The 17107-nt window shown below is 39.8% G+C and carries 22 protein-coding genes and 2 pseudogenes; 7 read left to right on the top strand and 17 right to left on the bottom strand.

Going from position 1 to position 17107, the window contains the following annotated elements; genetic code table 11:
• Nucleotides 1-58: 58 nt before the first annotated feature.
• The 6 genes and pseudogenes from ACQV1I_RS09300 to ACQV1I_RS09275 form a co-directional block, all read right to left on the bottom strand.
• Nucleotides 59-1039 (bottom strand): HRDC domain-containing protein, encoded by a 981-nt coding sequence (locus tag ACQV1I_RS09300; protein ID WP_116333723.1) that lies wholly within the window; start codon nt 1037-1039, stop codon nt 59-61.
• Nucleotides 1040-1438: 399 nt separating this feature from the next.
• Nucleotides 1439-1561: pseudogene (locus ACQV1I_RS09295) on the bottom strand (sporulation initiation factor Spo0A C-terminal domain-containing protein); the annotation flags it as partial.
• 431 nt (nt 1562-1992) lie between these two features.
• Nucleotides 1993-3489, bottom strand: coding sequence for a hypothetical protein (locus ACQV1I_RS09290; RefSeq protein WP_116333722.1), 1497 nt, complete (start codon nt 3487-3489; stop codon nt 1993-1995).
• Nucleotides 3490-3673: 184 nt separating this feature from the next.
• Nucleotides 3674-3850, bottom strand: a pseudogene (locus tag ACQV1I_RS09285) (glutamine-hydrolyzing GMP synthase); the annotation flags it as partial.
• Nucleotides 3851-4038: 188 nt separating this feature from the next.
• Complete coding sequence (locus ACQV1I_RS09280; protein WP_116333721.1) at nt 4039-5418, bottom strand: AlbA family DNA-binding domain-containing protein; 1380 nt, start codon at nt 5416-5418, stop codon at nt 4039-4041.
• Between the two features lie 581 nt (nt 5419-5999).
• A complete protein-coding gene (locus ACQV1I_RS09275) occupies nt 6000-6452 on the bottom strand; it encodes a hypothetical protein (protein WP_116333720.1) in 453 nt (150 codons plus the stop codon).
• A 221-nt stretch (nt 6453-6673) separates the two neighbouring features.
• On the opposite strand from ACQV1I_RS09275, the gene ACQV1I_RS09270 reads away from it, so the two are divergent.
• The 5 genes from ACQV1I_RS09270 to ACQV1I_RS09250 all read left to right on the top strand — a co-directional run bounded on the left by ACQV1I_RS09270 (nt 6674) and on the right by ACQV1I_RS09250 (nt 9054).
• On the top strand, nt 6674-7537 hold the full coding sequence (locus ACQV1I_RS09270; RefSeq protein WP_236645758.1) for a baseplate J/gp47 family protein: 864 nt from the start codon (nt 6674-6676) through the stop codon (nt 7535-7537).
• A 16-nt stretch (nt 7538-7553) separates the two neighbouring features.
• Entirely contained in the window at nt 7554-8108 is a 555-nt protein-coding gene (locus tag ACQV1I_RS09265) for a putative phage tail protein (RefSeq protein ID WP_236645757.1), read from the top strand.
• Nucleotides 8109-8390, top strand: coding sequence for a hypothetical protein (locus tag ACQV1I_RS09260; protein WP_116333718.1), 282 nt, complete (start codon nt 8109-8111; stop codon nt 8388-8390).
• Nucleotides 8390-8665, top strand: coding sequence for a hypothetical protein (locus ACQV1I_RS09255; protein WP_018672681.1), 276 nt, complete (start codon nt 8390-8392; stop codon nt 8663-8665). The genes ACQV1I_RS09260 and ACQV1I_RS09255 overlap by 1 nt, the downstream gene beginning before the upstream one ends.
• A gap of 107 nt (nt 8666-8772) precedes the next feature.
• On the top strand, nt 8773-9054 hold the full coding sequence (locus ACQV1I_RS09250) for a hypothetical protein (RefSeq protein WP_147304250.1): 282 nt from the start codon (nt 8773-8775) through the stop codon (nt 9052-9054).
• On the opposite strand, the gene ACQV1I_RS09245 is transcribed toward ACQV1I_RS09250, so the two are convergent.
• Nucleotides 8998-9684 (bottom strand): DNA replication protein, encoded by a 687-nt coding sequence (locus tag ACQV1I_RS09245; RefSeq protein ID WP_236645756.1) that lies wholly within the window; start codon nt 9682-9684, stop codon nt 8998-9000. The two genes, ACQV1I_RS09250 and ACQV1I_RS09245, sit on opposite strands and share 57 nt — an antisense overlap.
• A gap of 206 nt (nt 9685-9890) precedes the next feature.
• On the opposite strand from ACQV1I_RS09245, the gene ACQV1I_RS09240 reads away from it, so the two are divergent.
• On the top strand, nt 9891-10193 hold the full coding sequence (locus tag ACQV1I_RS09240; protein WP_116333717.1) for a hypothetical protein: 303 nt from the start codon (nt 9891-9893) through the stop codon (nt 10191-10193).
• Nucleotides 10194-10739: 546 nt separating this feature from the next.
• On the opposite strand, the gene ACQV1I_RS09235 is transcribed toward ACQV1I_RS09240, so the two are convergent.
• From ACQV1I_RS09235 to ACQV1I_RS09225, 3 genes are all read right to left on the bottom strand, one after another.
• Nucleotides 10740-11123 (bottom strand): hypothetical protein, encoded by a 384-nt coding sequence (locus tag ACQV1I_RS09235; protein WP_116333715.1) that lies wholly within the window; start codon nt 11121-11123, stop codon nt 10740-10742.
• 133 nt (nt 11124-11256) lie between these two features.
• A complete protein-coding gene (locus ACQV1I_RS09230) occupies nt 11257-11568 on the bottom strand; it encodes a hypothetical protein (RefSeq protein WP_116333714.1) in 312 nt (103 codons plus the stop codon).
• Nucleotides 11565-11870, bottom strand: coding sequence for a hypothetical protein (locus ACQV1I_RS09225; RefSeq protein ID WP_116333713.1), 306 nt, complete (start codon nt 11868-11870; stop codon nt 11565-11567). The genes ACQV1I_RS09230 and ACQV1I_RS09225 overlap by 4 nt, the downstream gene beginning before the upstream one ends.
• Before the next feature lie 388 nt (nt 11871-12258).
• Between ACQV1I_RS09225 and ACQV1I_RS09220 the strand changes: the two genes are divergently transcribed.
• The gene (locus ACQV1I_RS09220) at nt 12259-12444 is read left to right on the top strand and encodes a hypothetical protein (RefSeq protein WP_116333712.1); all 186 of its coding nucleotides are present in this window, start codon (nt 12259-12261) and stop codon (nt 12442-12444) included.
• Between the two features lie 227 nt (nt 12445-12671).
• Here ACQV1I_RS09220 and ACQV1I_RS09215 read toward each other — a convergent pair whose 3' ends face one another.
• From ACQV1I_RS09215 to spo0A, 7 genes are all read right to left on the bottom strand, one after another.
• Nucleotides 12672-12896 (bottom strand): hypothetical protein, encoded by a 225-nt coding sequence (locus tag ACQV1I_RS09215; RefSeq protein ID WP_116333711.1) that lies wholly within the window; start codon nt 12894-12896, stop codon nt 12672-12674.
• Nucleotides 12893-13126 (bottom strand): hypothetical protein, encoded by a 234-nt coding sequence (locus ACQV1I_RS09210; RefSeq protein ID WP_116333710.1) that lies wholly within the window; start codon nt 13124-13126, stop codon nt 12893-12895. Before ACQV1I_RS09210 ends, ACQV1I_RS09215 begins: the two co-directional genes overlap by 4 nt.
• Before the next feature lie 244 nt (nt 13127-13370).
• Nucleotides 13371-13853 (bottom strand): hypothetical protein, encoded by a 483-nt coding sequence (locus ACQV1I_RS09205; RefSeq protein ID WP_438769157.1) that lies wholly within the window; start codon nt 13851-13853, stop codon nt 13371-13373.
• 301 nt (nt 13854-14154) lie between these two features.
• Nucleotides 14155-14349 carry a hypothetical protein gene (locus tag ACQV1I_RS09200; RefSeq protein WP_116333708.1) on the bottom strand — a complete coding sequence of 65 codons (195 nt, stop codon included), beginning with the start codon at nt 14347-14349 and terminating at the stop codon, nt 14155-14157.
• 255 nt (nt 14350-14604) lie between these two features.
• Nucleotides 14605-14913, bottom strand: coding sequence for a helix-turn-helix domain-containing protein (locus tag ACQV1I_RS09195; RefSeq protein ID WP_268878067.1), 309 nt, complete (start codon nt 14911-14913; stop codon nt 14605-14607).
• 305 nt (nt 14914-15218) lie between these two features.
• Nucleotides 15219-15803: a hypothetical protein gene (locus ACQV1I_RS09190; protein WP_116333707.1), complete on the bottom strand. Its 585-nt coding sequence runs from the start codon at nt 15801-15803 to the stop codon at nt 15219-15221.
• Between the two features lie 311 nt (nt 15804-16114).
• A complete protein-coding gene (gene spo0A, locus ACQV1I_RS09185) occupies nt 16115-16897 on the bottom strand; it encodes a sporulation transcription factor Spo0A (protein ID WP_094699071.1) in 783 nt (260 codons plus the stop codon).
• Nucleotides 16898-17107 lie beyond the last annotated feature (210 nt).

The raw sequence follows: 17107 nt of genomic DNA, 5'->3' as shown, positions 1-17107 counted from the left end.
CACGCCAGCCTTGAAGGGCTAGCGTGGAGATTGGTTATTGTTGTAATTGATACTTAATTCACCCATTGAAAATACCCAATATTCCCTTTCCGTATTTTTCAACTTTTACTTGTCCAAAGCCCTTAATAGAAAGCAACTCTTCTTCAGTTCTTGGATATTTCGCTATGATATCTTCCAGCTCATTATTATTGAATATGTAGTAAGCCTTGATGTTTTCATCTCTTGAAGTTTGAAGTCTGTACGATGTTAGTTCTTCACGAAGCAGAGTTTCATCCTTCTTCTGAAAATCATTATTTGAAAGCTGATACTTTGCAACTAAATCCATCTTCAGCGGTGTGTTCAGCTTAACTAACAAATTTGAAATTTCATGCATTTGCTTCTCAGCTACGTTATATGTATTTGCTTTATCATTCTGGTATCTTTCCAGTGTTGCCTTGATTTGATCGTACTTAATGATTGAATTTTCAATATGAGTAGGGCAACTATGCTTATTAATTATTGTTTTGGGATTAGCCATAACAACAAGAGATAGAATTGGCATGTTAATAATTTTCAATTCTTTTGCCAAGACATGTTTAATAATATCGATATGCCTTGTATTTTGAGTTATAGGGCTATATATCCCCATTTTAAATTCTTTTCCGTATTTATTCTTCATTATTCTTACAAAGTTACCATCTTGGTCAATTGAAATATTACCGCTTAGTTTTTTCGTTTCCAAAATGCAAATGAACTTATTAGAAATTACTACGAAATCAAGTTGAGCAACGTAATCCTCATACACTACCCTTACATCATGTAAGCATAAAATGGGCTGGAACGAATTTTTTAGTTCAAAGTAGACGTTGTTCTCGCCATCAAGCCCATATGTAAGAAACCTAATATCCCTCTCAATGTTATCTTTCCTCTCTCCATCTACAACCTTGTTTAAGAGGTCATTAAGGGCAGAAAGGTGATGATTATCTTTTGAGAAATCCTTAACAAATGTCGGACTTTGAATTGTCCTTTTTTGACCAAATAATTTGTTGAATATAGACATATGCAAATCTCCTTGGAAATATAGTTAGTTTTTAGGGTGTATGTAAAAATATCCCTTATTTGATAGTAAGATTATACCATATACTCACTTTTTTAAGTTGGCCTTTCTTATCTTACATAAGCCTACAGAACTATATGTTTGTATCATTAAAAGTCGAAAAGCATCCTAACCTAACTGGTTGCCTCAACCTTCTCAGATTCATTACCCCTACGATAAAAGGGATTCCACTTCATACCGACCTTTGTCAATATGATATACAATGTCCGTCATTTAAAAATACCACATGTTTATCGGCTTCTGGGAAGACCAATAAACATGTGGTATTAGTTTATTTATCATTTCGAAATTTATCAGCTCAAAATGTGCATTTTTGAAATTGACATGTTCAATTTTTTGTCATCAAGACACCTTATGCTCAATCCGTAGCTTGTCTGCAACCATCGCAATAAACTCACTGTTCGTAGGTTTTGCCTTTGTATGGGACACCGTATACCCGAACAAACTGGAAATCGAATCCAGATTGATTTATCAAGGGTTTTGGTTATATCATGGTTCATTTTGAGCTATCAAAAATATCGTTGTGATTTGACCACAAACCAAAAGTTTATCGGCTTTCACAAGAAGAATTTACAGACAAAATTGTCCTACTAAAACGATACACCGTTAAGGGAATCCTGTCAAACCGACTAATCCTTTATGCGAAAATTACAGGTGTATACAAGGATTACAAAACTTAGAAAGCAATGTGGGAGGCTACCCTGTATTATTCGGATACAGTCACTGAAAAACGAATTAGAAAGGTTCGTAGAGGTTTCAATACACAAAAAGTAGCTTACGAGGCTAAGACAACGGAATCAAGATATGGGGCAAATCGATGGAATTCAAACTTTTAAATATCTGGAATGATTTGTTGAATAGAGGGAATTTAATAATTACTAAACTCCCTCTATTTTTTATCTATAATTTAAAATAATTCTTTCTGAAACCATTTTTATTAGATTTATATAATCACTTAAAGAGTTTTCATCTTCTACTCTTTTAATTGGATAAGCTCTATTTGAATGTGTACAATCACATCTAAATCGATATATTGTCTGTTGAAGCTTTTGTAAATCTTTTAACTCACTTACATCACGAATTTTTTTCATATCCACCATTAATTCAGCTATGTCTTTATTGACCTCTAAGAAAACTTCATCTGGCAATGTTCCTTTAAAATATTTGTCTAGAATCAATTTTAATTTATCTTCATCTTTCTTAGATGAATTGTGTAACTTTATTTTCTCTATAATAAACAATATATTCTCATCCATATTAGAATCAAATCCATTTGAAGATATTAGTTGCCTAATACTCTCAACTGTGTTAGCCATTAAAACTTCATCATAAATACATTCTAACACTTGATAAAAAGCCATATATTTAAATTCACTATCTTTCATCTGTAAGGCTCTATAATAATAGTTTACTAAATCTTTATCGTACAATTTAGTAACAAGCATATCCTTCTCTTGAATACTTTCTAACCTTTCAGACAGCTCATAAATCAAATCATCTATATTTTCACCTTCTAATTCATTTGATAATTTAATATCTATTTCGTATTTATAAGAAAGGTTGAAAATAATATTTTTTGTAACATGAAGAGCTTTCTCATAAAAGTCATCTGCATTTAACTCAATTTGTAATTCGCTATTTATATTATAAATTTTTAGAGTAACTTCTTCATAACCATCATAACCATATTCATCTCCATACTCCTGATCTTTCATCATTAAATTAAAGAATGGTTCTGATATTTTATTTATTTCAAAATATAATTTATCTTCATTTGATTCATCCAAAAATTCTGTTTCAGAAAGAGAAGGCATTCCGAAAATATTTTCCAACTCTGGAAAAGTGATTGAAAACTCAATGTAATCTTTTTCATAGAATGCTGTTGATTCTATATATGTACCTTCAAAAAAGCTTTTGAATTTATATAATGTATCCTCTATATTGTCTGTGTTAAAGGAAACTCCTGCACGCCAATCTGAAGCCTCTAAAGTTAGTTCTTCCTCGTTAAATTTTAATTGTAGATCTTTATAAACATCTAGATTCTCAACTACAAGGTTGACAATTTGTTTTATGAAAGTTAACTTCTCGAAAGTCGAAGCTTCAAAATCAAACGAAAAACAACAATCTAATAAAAATTTAAATTCGTCTTTCTCTCTAGCTTTAGTGATTAGTCTTGTATCTTCTATAATGTCGACATCTAAAAACTCCAAAGTGTCAATAGTTGCCAAAATATCTAATAAAAGATTAATTTTTTCTTCTGGGATGTCTTCATATTCAACAATATATTCTTTACCATTTTCTTTGGATGTTATTACAATTACATCCTCTTTTTTCGTCACTTCAAATAAATCCCCGTTAATATACTTCAAAATTTCCACATATAATTCATCCACATTGTAACCTCCCTAAGAAATATATAACTTTATCCTGATCATCATTTCCAATATATACAAACAATTATAACAATGACTGCACTATATTTCATAGATGGTATCAAAAATTGTATCAATAAAAGAAAAGAGCTTTGCAAAACCTTTATATAACAGGCTTTACAAACTCTTTCTAGTTGTTATTTAATTATTCCCACTCAATTGTTGCTGGTAGCTTAGAAGTCACATCATACACGATACGGTTTACGTTTTCTATTTCATTTACGATACGTACAGAGATTTTCTCCAACACATCCCAAGGAATACGCGCCCAGTCAGCTGTCATGCCGTCAATGGAAGTAACCGCACGAATACCTACTGTATACTTTAATTGAGTAAATTACTATTCAATTATTGCGTTATTTTTGTTTATCAATTGTAGCAGGTTAAACTGAAGATTTTCAACTATTCATCATCAAAATTAGTGTTAAAATAAAGATCAAGATAATACTATTTCTTCATTTTTATTTTGATTTTATTATAAGTAGTGATCAATACCTATATATCTTCTAATTACTCATCCAACGTTCGTTCACCACTAAAGATCACTTTCATATTCTTCTCATCATATGTTCTATAACGAATCAATTTATTCTGTACTTCGTATATAAAATTATGTTCTATACGAAGTTTTCCATCAATTATATGTATACTTCTAATCAATTCTGAAATAAACTTACATACAAAATCAGTATCACTATATGTTAAGTTAGTTATAATTTTTTCATTGAGATATCTTTCTTCTACATCTGGTGTTCTTTCTATTTCCTTATAGTATTGAGTACTTAAATGCTTTTTAAATTTATTGTATGACGATTCACTAACATTTTCTAAATACCTCTCATAGTTTTCATACATAATCACATTTTGATTAGTCAATCTACTCCATTCATCTTCTTCGGGTTTTAATTTCTCTCTTTTATCACAATATAGCCATTTTTTAAAATAAGCGAACTCTTTTGCTGTATCATAAAATATTTCTTGAACCGCTTTACCAAATCCATATTTAAACAATCCTAATTTATCTTCAGTTTTCTCTAATATTACATATGTTATCAAAGGACTCTGTATAAATGGTTTATTCATATTAATTGTAGTTTGAAAAAAGTAATCATATGGTAAATCAAATATCTCAACAGCACGTAATAAATGCTCTAGTTTAGGAAATCTCTTACCTTCAAAATAATCATCAATAGCATTAACCTCAAAACCTAACAAAATTCCTATTTCATATTTAGTGTATTTAGTTTGATGAAAATAAAAAATAGTATTCAATTTATCGGCAAATTTCGCAACACTAAATTCAAATTCGCCTTTATAAAAGTCAGCTTCTTCTTTAAATAATGCATACTCTGACTTTTTATTTTCTATCAATTTAATGTCTTCTTTTTTAAATTCATATTTACCTAATTGACTTATTTTATAGATAAGGGAGTTTAAATCATCAATATTTGCTTTAATCGAACTAGCGTTTCTACGATAATAAACAGTATTTTCACTAACTATTGGTTTTCCTTTATCATTATTTAAATTTACTGGTGAAACTAAAACTTTCTCAGAATCGTGAACATACAATAAACCAACTATTTTTTCTGATTCTGTATAAATATTATAGTAATTTAAATCAAATATTATTTGCTCACCAGTTATACTTAATATTTTTTGACCTAGTGATGTCGGGTCGATCTTATTTTCTACACCTTGTATGCTACAATTATCATCAACACCTAAGACTAGCCAGCCACCACCACTATTTGCAAATGCTAATATATCTTTTAATAAATTTGCAAATGAATTGTTTGGATTTAAATGAATATCTCTTTTATAGTCCCATTTATTATTCTCTGTTCCCTTTTCAACTAATTCATATAATTTATCTAAAGAATTATACATATAAATTCCCCCCCAAAAAATGTTCTATATTTCAATCTCAACCTGCAATAAAATAATTGACTAACGCCCAATACTTAAGACTGAATAAGAGATGCTGTAACCAATTTTGGAAAACACCAATCATCGTATAGCCAATAAATCGTATATTAGTACTTTAACATTTCAATCAAATCCGCAATAGAAAAAAATCTTCATCTCATTTATGTTTTTATCATGTATTTAAAAACCCTCTCTAAGGCTAATCTACTGTACCTTTTCGTCATATTTATGGCATATACACTTCATTTCACATATTAAATTGCTCATCTAATCTTTTTAATTCATCACAGTATTTTTTTATTGAGTCATATATTCTAAGATTGTGTTGGCATGTTATATCTATACATAATATGATTTTTAGTAGAATTTGGATCATCTATTTGCTAAATAGACTATAGTCTTTCTTTATCGGCAAAACATCATTAACGAACCAATAAACATGATAGCCATTCTTTAGGGATGATGATGGCGACTGATTAATTCAATATGAAAGACCACTTCGATTTTATTAAGTGGTCTTATATGTACATTTAATACACGGTTCATTCACTATCTACAGCATCATCATAAGCGTCTAATATCTCTTTTGAGGATTCGTTAAAGGTTTGCTCTGCTTTTTCGAACTTTGATTTCTCCTCGGATGTTGCTCTATTCGTTATTAACGAAACAGAGACTTCTTCCATAATTCCGATAGCACTTTGAAACTTTGAATGAACCTCTTCAAATCTTTTTGGAGGAGTTACCTCTTGGATTACATCGTTAATTAAGTAAAACGCCATTGTTCCTGAAAATACGTCTTTAGCATTCTCTTCTGTTGTGTCGGTTTTCCTTTCATTTAGTGCAACTTTAAACTGAAGCAAATAATTATCAAGTTGTTCAATCGCTTCCTTCATTGTTTCCAGATACTTCACTTCTTCTTCAGGGTATACAATCTTCTGTTCTGAACAGGCAGTAAGTAATACTGAAAAAATTAGGAAAATAAAAATGTTTTTCATTTCGGCCTCCGTGTTGTCTACGTGATGGATACTTATTAAGCATTTGCTCACTTTTTCGCAAGCATCGAGATAATTCAATAAATCCGTTTCCTTCTCTAGCTGATTATCTCCTCATCAAGCTGTTTAATCCTATCCTTTTGTTTGTCACTTTCTGATTCACAAGCTGTTCTTATTATTATTTTCCAAACACGGACGGCACTTTCTCATCTTACAACGAGTGGCTGACACGTCGATGCGCCGAACTCGGTGTCTACCGAAAGCCCTCCGAAAAGGCAAAGGGGACCGTTACAATTTACGGTCATGAGTCTACTGAAATCCCTGTAGCTACCGAAGTCTCTACTGACGGTGACGAGCCGATTTACTTCGAAGTAACGGAGTTCGGCGTCATTTTAAATGGTACCGTTACGTTAGCCGCGAAAGCCATCGAGGGCGGCAAGTCAGGCAATGTGGGAGCCGGCGAAATCAAATTAACGCAGGGCAATATCACAGGGATAACCGGCGTTACAAACGATCTGCCTTTCGAAGGCGGCATCGACGAAGAAGCAGACGGCGCCTTACTTGAACGGTATCTCGATCGCGTCCGAAAGCCTATTACGTCGGGTAACCGCCATCATTACCGTAAGTGGGCGCTTGATGTCGTCGGCATCTCTGACGCGAGAGTATACGAGGTGTGGGCCGGGCCGGGAACGGTAAAAGTCGTCTTGCTAGACGATCGGAAGCGAGCGCCCTCCCAAGAACTAATCGACAAGGTAACGACTTACATCGAAAAAGAGCGGCCTGCATGTGCGGAAGTGACGGTCGTTGGTGTGACCGAAATACCGATCGACGTAATAGCAAAGATAACGTTGGTCAGCGGCCACACCATCGAAGAGGCACGCGAAGAAGTGACGAAAGCACTAACGGATTATCTCGGTAAGCTCGCGCTGATTGACTCAGTTGTACGGTTTACGCGGGTTGCCGGTGTGGTCGGAGGTGCGGCTTCAGTACTTGATTATGCCGATCTGACCGTTAATGGTGCAGAGGAAAATATAACGATAGGCACCGATTCTATTGCGGTACTGGGGACGGTGACGCTCAGTGAATGACGTAATTAAACGCCGTATGCTCGATTCATTGCCAACGATCCACTACGGAGAATCACGGGACATAAATAACATAATTGAGCGAGAGTCGGAGGAGTTTGCGTTATTGCACGAGGGGATTCGAGACTTAACCGACCAATTCTTCGTGGATACGGCAACGTGGGGTCTTACGAGATGGGAGGCCGTTGTCAGGGTGCCCACCGATCTGACTAAACCAATCGAACAGCGGCGTGCTGTCATCAAGTCCAAGTTACGCGGGACAGGGACGGTTACATTGGCTGTACTCGAATCTATCGCTGATGCGTTCTTTCCTGACGCCATGGCCGAGGAGGAGCCGCGTAAGTATACAGTCATTATCGTAATTGGTGGCGATATTCCACCGAATCTATACGATGCTTACGTTGCCCTCCGCGAAATGGCGCCGGCTCATGTCGATGTGGTACTCGCGCCCATGCCACGGGAAGTAATCGAAGTGGTTGATAAAGTGACGGTTAATCTGCGTAAGTATCGGACGATCGGCGAGCTACGTGTCGGGGATACGATCGGTAAGGAGCAACGGGAGGTGACGCTATAGATGGACGGAAAATACCTTGAACGGATTGCGGAAGATATCGCGGCCCGTGCGACTACAATCGTGTTGAATAACCAAACGGTGCCTATTCGGAGTATCAACCGGAATGGAGCGACGGTGACCATACGGACAGAATCAGTCAAAGGGATTGCGCGAGTTTCTTCATTAAGACTGTACGATGAAGCGGGTGGACTGATTGCGGAGAGGCAGGCGGATGTTCCGGTTAGCGAAGGACAACGTTTGGAATTTCGGTTCAATTTTGCTATTCGAGAGGGGGCGCGTTGATGTCGTTTAACGCACGGCTAGACTGGGAGTTCGAGGATGATATCACGGAGGGCGACGTCAACCGATGGGAAAAAGGAATAGACGATGCGCACAAGCTACTGGAACAGCACACAGTGGCTATTTCGGCTTTGCAGATTGATGTGAAGACGATAAAGGACGCGGTGTTTAACAACTTTACGGATAACGTGTTCTTTGAAAACTTCGCTACCTTAGACGATATCACACTAACAGAAGGCTGGTATGACGAGGCTAATAAAAGGCTGGTGGTTTTGTAGATGACATTTGAAAGAATATTTATAAGCCTAAGTAACAGACATCATCAGAGAGAAGGTGCAGACCTTTGAGCAAAGGTACAGTTATATTTTCTGATGCAGGAGTTGCTATGAGTTCTACTGGTGATATGGAACAGTACGCAAACGGGTTTACGGTTAATCAGGACATCACTTTATGCGCGATAGAGGTAAAACTCAGCAATGGGAATCCTTATTCTGAAAATGTAACAATTGCCATATGGGACGATACAGGAAAGATGATATCTCAATCAACAAAGTCAATTCCGCAAGGCACCACATACTCATGGGTTAGCTTTGGATTAACTCCCATAAAGTTAATAGCGGAAAGGGAGTATGTTGTTGGTCGAATTTCTATGGGACTCGGCGCCTAACTGATCCCGCACACGATCCGCAAGCCTCTTATCGTACAAGCTCGCGAGCTCGTCTACCGGAATATTCGACGTATAAACCGTAGGCAGTCCGTTGGTGACACGCGCGTTAATTACCGTGTGCAGATCGCCCCTGAACGCACTTGTCGCGTCCCTCACGCCTATATCGTCCAGCACAGCGAACGGAGCCTTTTTAGCGTGCGCCATCCAGTCGTAGTATACTCGCGCGGCAGGCTCCGCAATATCCGCAGGAACGTGCTTACGGTTGAACTCGTTATACTTCTCTTGCCATTCGTTCACGTCGAGGAAAAATACCGGTCGCTGTAACGGTTGGATTCCCCGTTGTATCGAGCCGATATAGTGCGTTGTTAGGTATGCGTTCGCAATGGCGACCGCTGTCGTTGTCTTGCCTGTGCCGGGTTCATACGAGAATAGATACAACGATTTAATACGTTCGGAACGTTCAGAATCCTCGTTAAATTGGCGGATAAATGTCGTTACGTAAAGTTCTATACTCGTGTAGATATCGCGATGATCAACGCGTGGCGGTGCCGTCTCGACGGTTACATGGGCATAGTCACTCGGGATGCAGGCGGCGGCTACTCGGCCCCCTGTTCCGCTGGCTCCGTGCATAGCGATGAAGGACGGGCATAGTCGAGTGCAGGCGGTCGGGTCGGCGGTGTGGCGGCAGGGTTCACGTAGAATGCAGTGTGGTGAGTTTGTCCCTATACTCAATCACATAACCCCCTTAATCGTTCACAAATTTGCAACTTTTTATTGGTTACCTCATTTTGGAAGTAAATATAATATCTACATCACTCTTGAATGGAGGTTATATCATGAAGATTTCTAGTTTTATAGTAACTTCTATGGTGGCAATCCCTCTTCTCTTTGGAGCATCGGTCGTACACGCAGATTCCACTAGTAGTAAAAGTACGATCATGGCAAAATGTCCTGATGAGGTGCAAGTGTATTGGCCCACGTCGAAGTTCCCTAAATCTTCCGACGTCCCTACAACAGCTGCCGACTATAAAGGCCAAAACTACACAATCACAGACTTAAAGCTTGATAGAGTCACTACAGACTACTACAAACCGGGTTACTGGGTAGGAATTTATAAAGGAACGTGCACATGGAATTAGTATTTACAGGGATTGCTGGACTTGTTCTAGCAGTCCTTTATTTGTTTTATAACCATCCAGTAGCTTTTACATTCTCCTTCGCTCGCACTCGTTTCTCCTCCTCGTACAACATCCTCCGACAGTAAACTGCGTATAATGAGCCGATTTTGCTCACCCCCGTAAACCTATTACATAAGCTTAAAATAATCCGCGATTATCCAAGGAGGAACTAAGCGCATACATAGGTGTAGGAGGTGAATTTAAATGCCATTTCCGTTTCACTGGAAAGCAACCCGGGATGCATGTTACTGGCTTAGTTCTTTTGGAATACCCTGTGAGCATACAGTTTGGTGCTATGATTTCGATTGGGTTAAGACTGCATATTACGGTGTAGCTTGCCACATGACAGGATGCGAAAGAGGTTTGTTGTATAGTTGGTGGGAATTTTGCCTCTTCCCACCGGATTCCCCCGTTTTCAACGTTAGAATGTGTTTTTGGGATTACATGCGTCCTGAGAGAGTTGCTAACGAATATGGTTATTGCCCCTTCCCCGGACCTTGACCCGAATCATAACCAGTCTATTAAGTCATCCACTCTCATGTCGCTATTAGCACTAATCTCTTCCCGTTTGATTTCACGTAATACCATCGCCAGTACCCGCGCCCGCATATACGTATACATAAACGTAAAAGTCAACGTTGGGTACTGTCGCGTTGGCTTATACTCGCGGAAGCACCCGTCAATAAACCGTTTGACTACTTCCGTTCCGTGCTCGTCAATCATCCGTTTAATCATGCCTTGTTCGGACCGCCAGCCACGGGCTGGAACGTAAGGGAGTCCGTAGAGTTCCTCGTGTCGATCACGTAGATACTCGGTAAATGTAGTCGTATTCCAATCCGAAACTTCCCGTTCACGCCACGCCTTGGCAGGCTGGAGTTTACGCTTTGTCATCGAGAGTTGTCCCCTTTCCGTAATCGTAGCGCGTGCCATTCGCAGAAGTGTCGTGTGTACGCTCTATCTGCGGCTATCCGTCGTTTGACCGCGCGTTTTAATTGCCAAGCGTGGTAGGCGAGTTTGATACGGTTTAGCATCGGTCGCCCTCCTCATCGTAACTTGCGCAATATTCACAATAGATTCCGTTACTCCCGCGGTCGAACCATCCGCTTCCCAATTCATTACCGCACTCACATCTTATCCGCGATATAACGTTACGTAATCGTTCGATCTCCGCTATTAACTTCGGTATGTCTTCGCGAATGATAAACTGCTCGTCCGTACGGTACTCATTTACTACAGCGTTGTGACTACCATATCCCGTTAGCGTCTGTATCGGTATTACCACGGTCGCATCCTCCGCACGTTCACGTATCGCTCCGATTTCTTCACGCGTCATCATATTAGGCCACGTTCCCCTTTCCATTCGATCATTGAATAGTCATCATCTTGTGAATAGAGCGCCCCGTTGTCATATATAACACCTGCCCAATACTCAAAACTACATAGCGCGTTATTGAGAGCTGAGTGTAGCTCTTCGTCAGGTCCAACGCCTTCAACGTAATCCTCAATGCCTTTAAGCGCTTCGTTCAATCCGTTTACGATGCGATCAATCGCGTCGTCTTTTCGTTCAGCTCGTTTTATTGCCACAGTCTGCTCGGGGTCAAATAACACGTATGGACGGCCACAAATATTCGTGGTCATAGCGCATCACCTCCGGTCAACGCAAGTTCTAATTTCGTGCTAAAAATCATTCGTACTTTTTGTTTATTCGTGAGCTCTGCTTCTTCGTAATCAACATCAAATGCGTATCCGCAGTAATTAATTTGATTGGCAATTGGACATAAAACTATTTGATCAACGATCACTATTCGCAAACTCTCCGGGTCTTTCGTTACAAAGCGTTGTCTCTCGTCTAAATCAACGACTATACCGCAGTCATCGCGATACCTCCCACCCGATTTATCTTTTTTTAGATTTTATACTATTAAATTATTGCTCTTTTATTCAAAAAATTTGAAACACAAAAAATAATATAATAATATAAATAATGCTTAATACATAATTTAACAGCAGAGGAGATCATTTTTTTATGAAGAAACTAATGGGTGTATTTCTTACAGCTACCTTAATCGTTGGAGGCTTGGTTACAATTTCGCCCAAGCCTACTTTTGCAACTTTGTGCAATCCTAATGGTAAGACGGATTGTCCAGTAGGTCCTCATCCTAAATGCCCACCAGCTACTAGAGGGAATATGCAAGAGATTTGTGCATGGTAACCTTTTCTGAAAACTAAATCACTACACTTCTAAAAGGGATCGATTATATGAAAAAGATATTTACTATAGGAATTAGTGCCTTGATGGTCTTATCACTTTCCAGCGCCGCAATCGCTGCTGAACCACAAAGTTTCTGTCAGGTTGAGCTATGTGATCAAATAACTTAATCTAATGCCTCCTTTAAAGGGAGGCTCTTTTATTCTTTGGGCATTTACATTTATTTTTCTTTACTTACTATGATCTCTCGCTCGATTCATACGTACATAATCTGCACGCGGACTATAACTCTCCATTACCATCTGTATCTCTTCTACAGTTTTAATGTAAACCAGTAGCCACGCACTGACTCGTATAAAAGAGTTGATAGATACTTGTTCCACTCCTAAGTCTCGTGCAAGCTTCGCCTGTTGTATCATCTCTTTAACTTCCCCGATAGCTTCACTGTTTGTCATCGGCGTGCTCCCGCGTACATCGCGAATAGATTCGCCTTCATCTCTTCACGTCTCAGTCGTTCACGTAACTCTGTGACCTCTTTTTCCGCCTGCTGTGCTACGTTCTTGCATAATTCCAACGCCTCTACCAGCGCATCAACGGAAACCTCGTCTACACCACCTTCACGTAACCCTTTTGCCCTACCTACTTGTATCCCGATCTGTACTCGAATTGCGCCCCAATCTACCATACGTACCGCCTCCGATTAGTTATTTTTGTCCCATCCCTACCCGCTATAATTCGGGGTAAAGGAGTGTGAACTATATTGAATATTTCGTTTTCTTACACCGTTTCTCACGAAGACATCTCGTTAATCCTCCCGGTGCTAGATTCCGCCGCGATCCCGTACAGCTCGAATGGGAAGGCGGACACTATACGTTAGGCTTTCCGGAATTACATGTGCGTCAATTTGCCGTGGTGCATCGTCTCTTGGGTCACGATGCCTCCGCAAGCAAGTCACGGTACCATCGGTAGTCCCCGTCGTGTTCAGTCAATGCTGTCTTAACCTCAAGCCGAATCTCATCCGTAAAAAGAAACTTTCGGAAATAGTCTAGTTTTTTCAGTGTCCGATCGGTGAGCTTCCGATAGCACTCGTCGAAATACTGATAGACGTTATGGCCGCGGACTACGGGTATGACCTCTTTTCCGAACCACCTTCGGTTCAGCGCGAAGTATATGAACTCTAAGCCTTGGTAAACCGCACGGGGGACGTTCTTCCTCGCACCGTAATCGTAAACAACGCACGTATGTCCGAGGGCGAGCGACATGAGAAACGTATAATCGAGGTCTTGAAGAAGGAAGTCCCATCGTTTCTGTTCGCAAGCCGTCGACTGAATACGGATAAATGAATACTCGCCCGGGATGACCGGGATAGCCTCGATTCCATTCGTTAGATTGACGAAGTGCTTACGCATCATATGACCTCCATATTCGTTTTATTTACGTGACCTTTACGCGGATACAGTGGAAACTATCGCAGGTACTCGTTGCGTACGTCACACCGCCAGTTCGGGAACAAATGCCGTCACACTTTTCCGTAATCATGTGACTGTCCTGAAAGTGTACGCAGAAGTCGCATATAGTCGTACAATCGTCATTAACAAGTTATCAAGAGGAAACGCCCCACTTTCGTTTCATTTACGTGACCATGCGTTTAGTAATCGTAGTTTTGTAGCGGGAGATAACCGGCGCCACGTTCCGGCGAGTATGCGCATTGGACTAGGCTCCTCTCGATTCGACGTGATACGCGATAAAATCAAGCTTATCTTCGTCATAGGCCGCGAGCACATTATGCGGCATTAACGGGGCACCTTCGGGAACAACCAGTAATCCGTAGCCCTCTCGATAGTAGGCGTCCGTGCGGATACTGTGTCGCGAATAGATACCGGCTTGGATTGCGGTGATGATTTCCATAAAGTATAATCCCTCCTATTGATTAGCCTTGGTTATCAATTCACTTATACATCTATTACCGCGTCATAATCTTTGCATGCATCCTTTCTCTTAATACATTGACCGCGCGATATAAGGAACGCAGTGACTGGTTGATGCGCTATCTTTTTCTTGTTAAAGATTAGTTCTTGTTAAAGATTAGTTATAGTTAGTGTCAAGTCTGTCCATATCCGACGTATCGGTGTCAGACGCGTGAGACATGGACACAAACCCGCCCTATCCCGAGTTGAATATTGCAAGGTGACTGATCGGAAGCACTGTATACCTCGCGTTAACCCACCGCCCCTTCCCGTCTCGCTCCTTCACAGCCCGAATAACCTCGCGCCCATTCCAACGGTATTCTAGCAGTCGTTTGACGCGCCTGTTCGCTGTCTGGCGGCTAACTCCGAGCCTGTGTGCGATCATCTCTTGCGTTGGGTAACATTCGCCCTTCTCGTTCATGAACGAAGCTATAACGCAGAGTGTACGCCAGTTTTCATCGCCGATGTCCGCTAAGAAGCCGGAATGTACGGCATCAACGTACATTTTTAGGAAGATGCGGGTCTCGCGGCGACCGCTAGTGACGGAGAACTCCGATTGTGTTTCGACTGATACAAGATTCTGTTCGGTCATGAACGTTTCACCTCTGGACTTTTGACTTCTATTTGGTTTTACGGACGCCAAATTGTTTTCGCACACTTTCATAAGAACTTTTTATCCCTTTACTCCTAATAGGGGCATGTGATTGTAGTAATTGGGACATTTCATAAAAATTTATTGATGAAAAACTCTAAGACTAGTAGACGTGGTACCTTTTTGAAAAAAAATAGCCGAGGAGTCATAAACCCTCCTCAGCTATCCCATTTTATACTGGATACAATTGTAACCTTCGCCCCTGTCGATATTATTGTCTCGTCAGGCGTTGCGACTGTAATTATCAAATCATAATAATCGTAGACCTCTCCATAATAGTCCTTTTCTGGGGATTTCCCGCCTGCTGCTGATCCAAGAGTGCGTACAAAGTTATCGCCGATACGTTTTGCAGTCTCTTTATTAACAGTATAGTCAACGATTACTGCCAGACTAACTCGGTCCTTGTCTACGGTAATTGCCGCGTCCTTAACGAAGTCTCTTTTCTTCACGTCGTCGGTTACTCTGTTTACAATTGCATCCTCAATTTGTATCTTAGACTGTTCTTCTTCTGTTTTCGTCTGCTCCTCGTGTTGTACCGTGCTAGTTGCCACCTGCTGTGACGAAGTGCCTGTTGGTTTGTCTAAAGTAAAAGCACTTATGAAACCTATGAAGGATAATAACAGAATCAAAGTACCCCTCTTCCTAGTCAAAACAAAATTCCCTTTTGATAGCCATTTGGGGTTAATAATTATTATCAAGGAAACAAAAAATAATAGCACAGAAGCTAGTCCTAAGTAAGCCATGCAATCCCTCCTCTCATAGTCAATCCTCTCTCTTTAGTTTACAGTGACAACGTGATAAGTACAATTCGAAAGTTTCTGAACAAAAAAAAAACGCCAGCCCCGAAGGACTAGCGTATTGCCTCGCGATATACATTTCGGTTACACTATGAAACAACGACACGTCCTATAAATTAGGGTCCTTGCTAAAGGTTGATTACGCTATCTTTATTGATATCGTAACGAAAAGTTTATCGGAATCTCCGCCAAATTTCCGCTTAAATTTACGGGAACAGGACGCCTAGCTTAACGCGAGAACAGCGTAGGTACCGACATCAAGACACCTTATGCTCAATCCGTAGCTTGTCTGCAACCATCGCAATAAACTCACTGTTCGTAGGTTTTGCCTTTGTATTTGAAACCGTATATCCAAACAAGCTAGAAATGGAATCCAAATTACCTCGCGACCAAGCCACTTCAATAGCATGACGGATTGCACGTTCTACACGGCTGGCTGTTGTATTAAACTTTTTAGCAATATCCGGATATAGCACCTTTGTGATAGAACCCAATAGTTCCACATCGTTATAGACCATGGTAATAGCTTCTCGTAAATATAAATAGCCTTTAATATGAGCCGGTACTCCTATCTCATGGATGATGCTGGTTATACTAGCATCTAAATTACGTCCCTTATTTTGCATCATAGAAGAGGTTTTCATCACTGGGATAAAAGAGGTCTTGCTACCGATCATTTGGCGAATTCGCTGTGCAAGAATGTCCATGTCAAAAGGCTTTAATATATAGTAAGATGCCCCAAGTTCTACCGCGCGCTTTGTGATCTCTTCTTGGCCAAATGCTGTCAGCATAATAATTTTGGGTTGAGGTGTTAGTCGCATCGCTTGAATTTGCTCTAATACAGCCAAGCCATCCAGATGAGGCATAATAATGTCCAAAATGATAATATCTGGAACGCGCTCTTGGACGATCTTTAATACATCATTTCCGTTGTAAGCGACCCCACTTACGTTCATATCACTCTGAGTGTTAATATACTCTTCAAGAAGACCTACAAACTCACGATTGTCATCAGCTAATACCACGCTTATCTTACTCAAATTCCGTTCCTCCTTAACGCATTCGGTCACAGAGCATGATCCAACACTTCTTTCCTGTGAAGAAGTACGTTTCTCTTGATTCCTTATGGTAAATAATTCGACAGGTCATTTTCAACTCCTGCCCATGACGAAAGATTGAATGATATCTCTGATGATTCGACAAATAAGAATAAAAGGATAAATGATCGGATTTTCATATGAGGGTTGCCC

Origin of the sequence: Brevibacillus sp. JB24b (genome assembly GCF_051713385.1) — a bacterium.
In the GTDB taxonomy this organism is placed as follows: domain Bacteria; phylum Bacillota; class Bacilli; order Brevibacillales; family Brevibacillaceae; genus Brevibacillus_B; species Brevibacillus_B laterosporus.
The sequence above is the reverse complement of the archived record's forward strand: the minus strand, read 5'-3'. Positions and strand labels throughout refer to the sequence as shown.

Coding starts and splice junctions, on each gene's coding strand:
- ACQV1I_RS09255 (WP_018672681.1), top strand. CDS start 8,390: ATGTCGTTTAACGCACGGCTAGACTGGGAGTTCGAGGATGATATCACG.
- ACQV1I_RS09265 (WP_236645757.1), top strand. CDS start 7,554: ATGCTCGATTCATTGCCAACGATCCACTACGGAGAATCACGGGACATA.
- ACQV1I_RS09190 (WP_116333707.1), bottom strand. CDS start 15,803: ATGGCTTACTTAGGACTAGCTTCTGTGCTATTATTTTTTGTTTCCTTG.
- ACQV1I_RS09300 (WP_116333723.1), bottom strand. CDS start 1,039: ATGTCTATATTCAACAAATTATTTGGTCAAAAAAGGACAATTCAAAGT.
- ACQV1I_RS09230 (WP_116333714.1), bottom strand. CDS start 11,568: ATGATGACGCGTGAAGAAATCGGAGCGATACGTGAACGTGCGGAGGAT.
- ACQV1I_RS09260 (WP_116333718.1), top strand. CDS start 8,109: ATGGACGGAAAATACCTTGAACGGATTGCGGAAGATATCGCGGCCCGT.
- ACQV1I_RS09245 (WP_236645756.1), bottom strand. CDS start 9,684: ATGCACGGAGCCAGCGGAACAGGGGGCCGAGTAGCCGCCGCCTGCATC.
- ACQV1I_RS09200 (WP_116333708.1), bottom strand. CDS start 14,349: ATGGAAATCATCACCGCAATCCAAGCCGGTATCTATTCGCGACACAGT.
- ACQV1I_RS09240 (WP_116333717.1), top strand. CDS start 9,891: ATGAAGATTTCTAGTTTTATAGTAACTTCTATGGTGGCAATCCCTCTT.
- ACQV1I_RS09280 (WP_116333721.1), bottom strand. CDS start 5,418: ATGTATAATTCTTTAGATAAATTATATGAATTAGTTGAAAAGGGAACA.
- ACQV1I_RS09210 (WP_116333710.1), bottom strand. CDS start 13,126: ATGGTAGATTGGGGCGCAATTCGAGTACAGATCGGGATACAAGTAGGT.
- ACQV1I_RS09275 (WP_116333720.1), bottom strand. CDS start 6,452: ATGAAAAACATTTTTATTTTCCTAATTTTTTCAGTATTACTTACTGCC.
- ACQV1I_RS09220 (WP_116333712.1), top strand. CDS start 12,259: ATGAAGAAACTAATGGGTGTATTTCTTACAGCTACCTTAATCGTTGGA.
- ACQV1I_RS09225 (WP_116333713.1), bottom strand. CDS start 11,870: ATGACCACGAATATTTGTGGCCGTCCATACGTGTTATTTGACCCCGAG.
- ACQV1I_RS09250 (WP_147304250.1), top strand. CDS start 8,773: ATGAGTTCTACTGGTGATATGGAACAGTACGCAAACGGGTTTACGGTT.
- ACQV1I_RS09235 (WP_116333715.1), bottom strand. CDS start 11,123: ATGACAAAGCGTAAACTCCAGCCTGCCAAGGCGTGGCGTGAACGGGAA.
- ACQV1I_RS09215 (WP_116333711.1), bottom strand. CDS start 12,896: ATGACAAACAGTGAAGCTATCGGGGAAGTTAAAGAGATGATACAACAG.
- ACQV1I_RS09195 (WP_268878067.1), bottom strand. CDS start 14,913: ATGTACGTTGATGCCGTACATTCCGGCTTCTTAGCGGACATCGGCGAT.
- ACQV1I_RS09205 (WP_438769157.1), bottom strand. CDS start 13,853: ATGATGCGTAAGCACTTCGTCAATCTAACGAATGGAATCGAGGCTATC.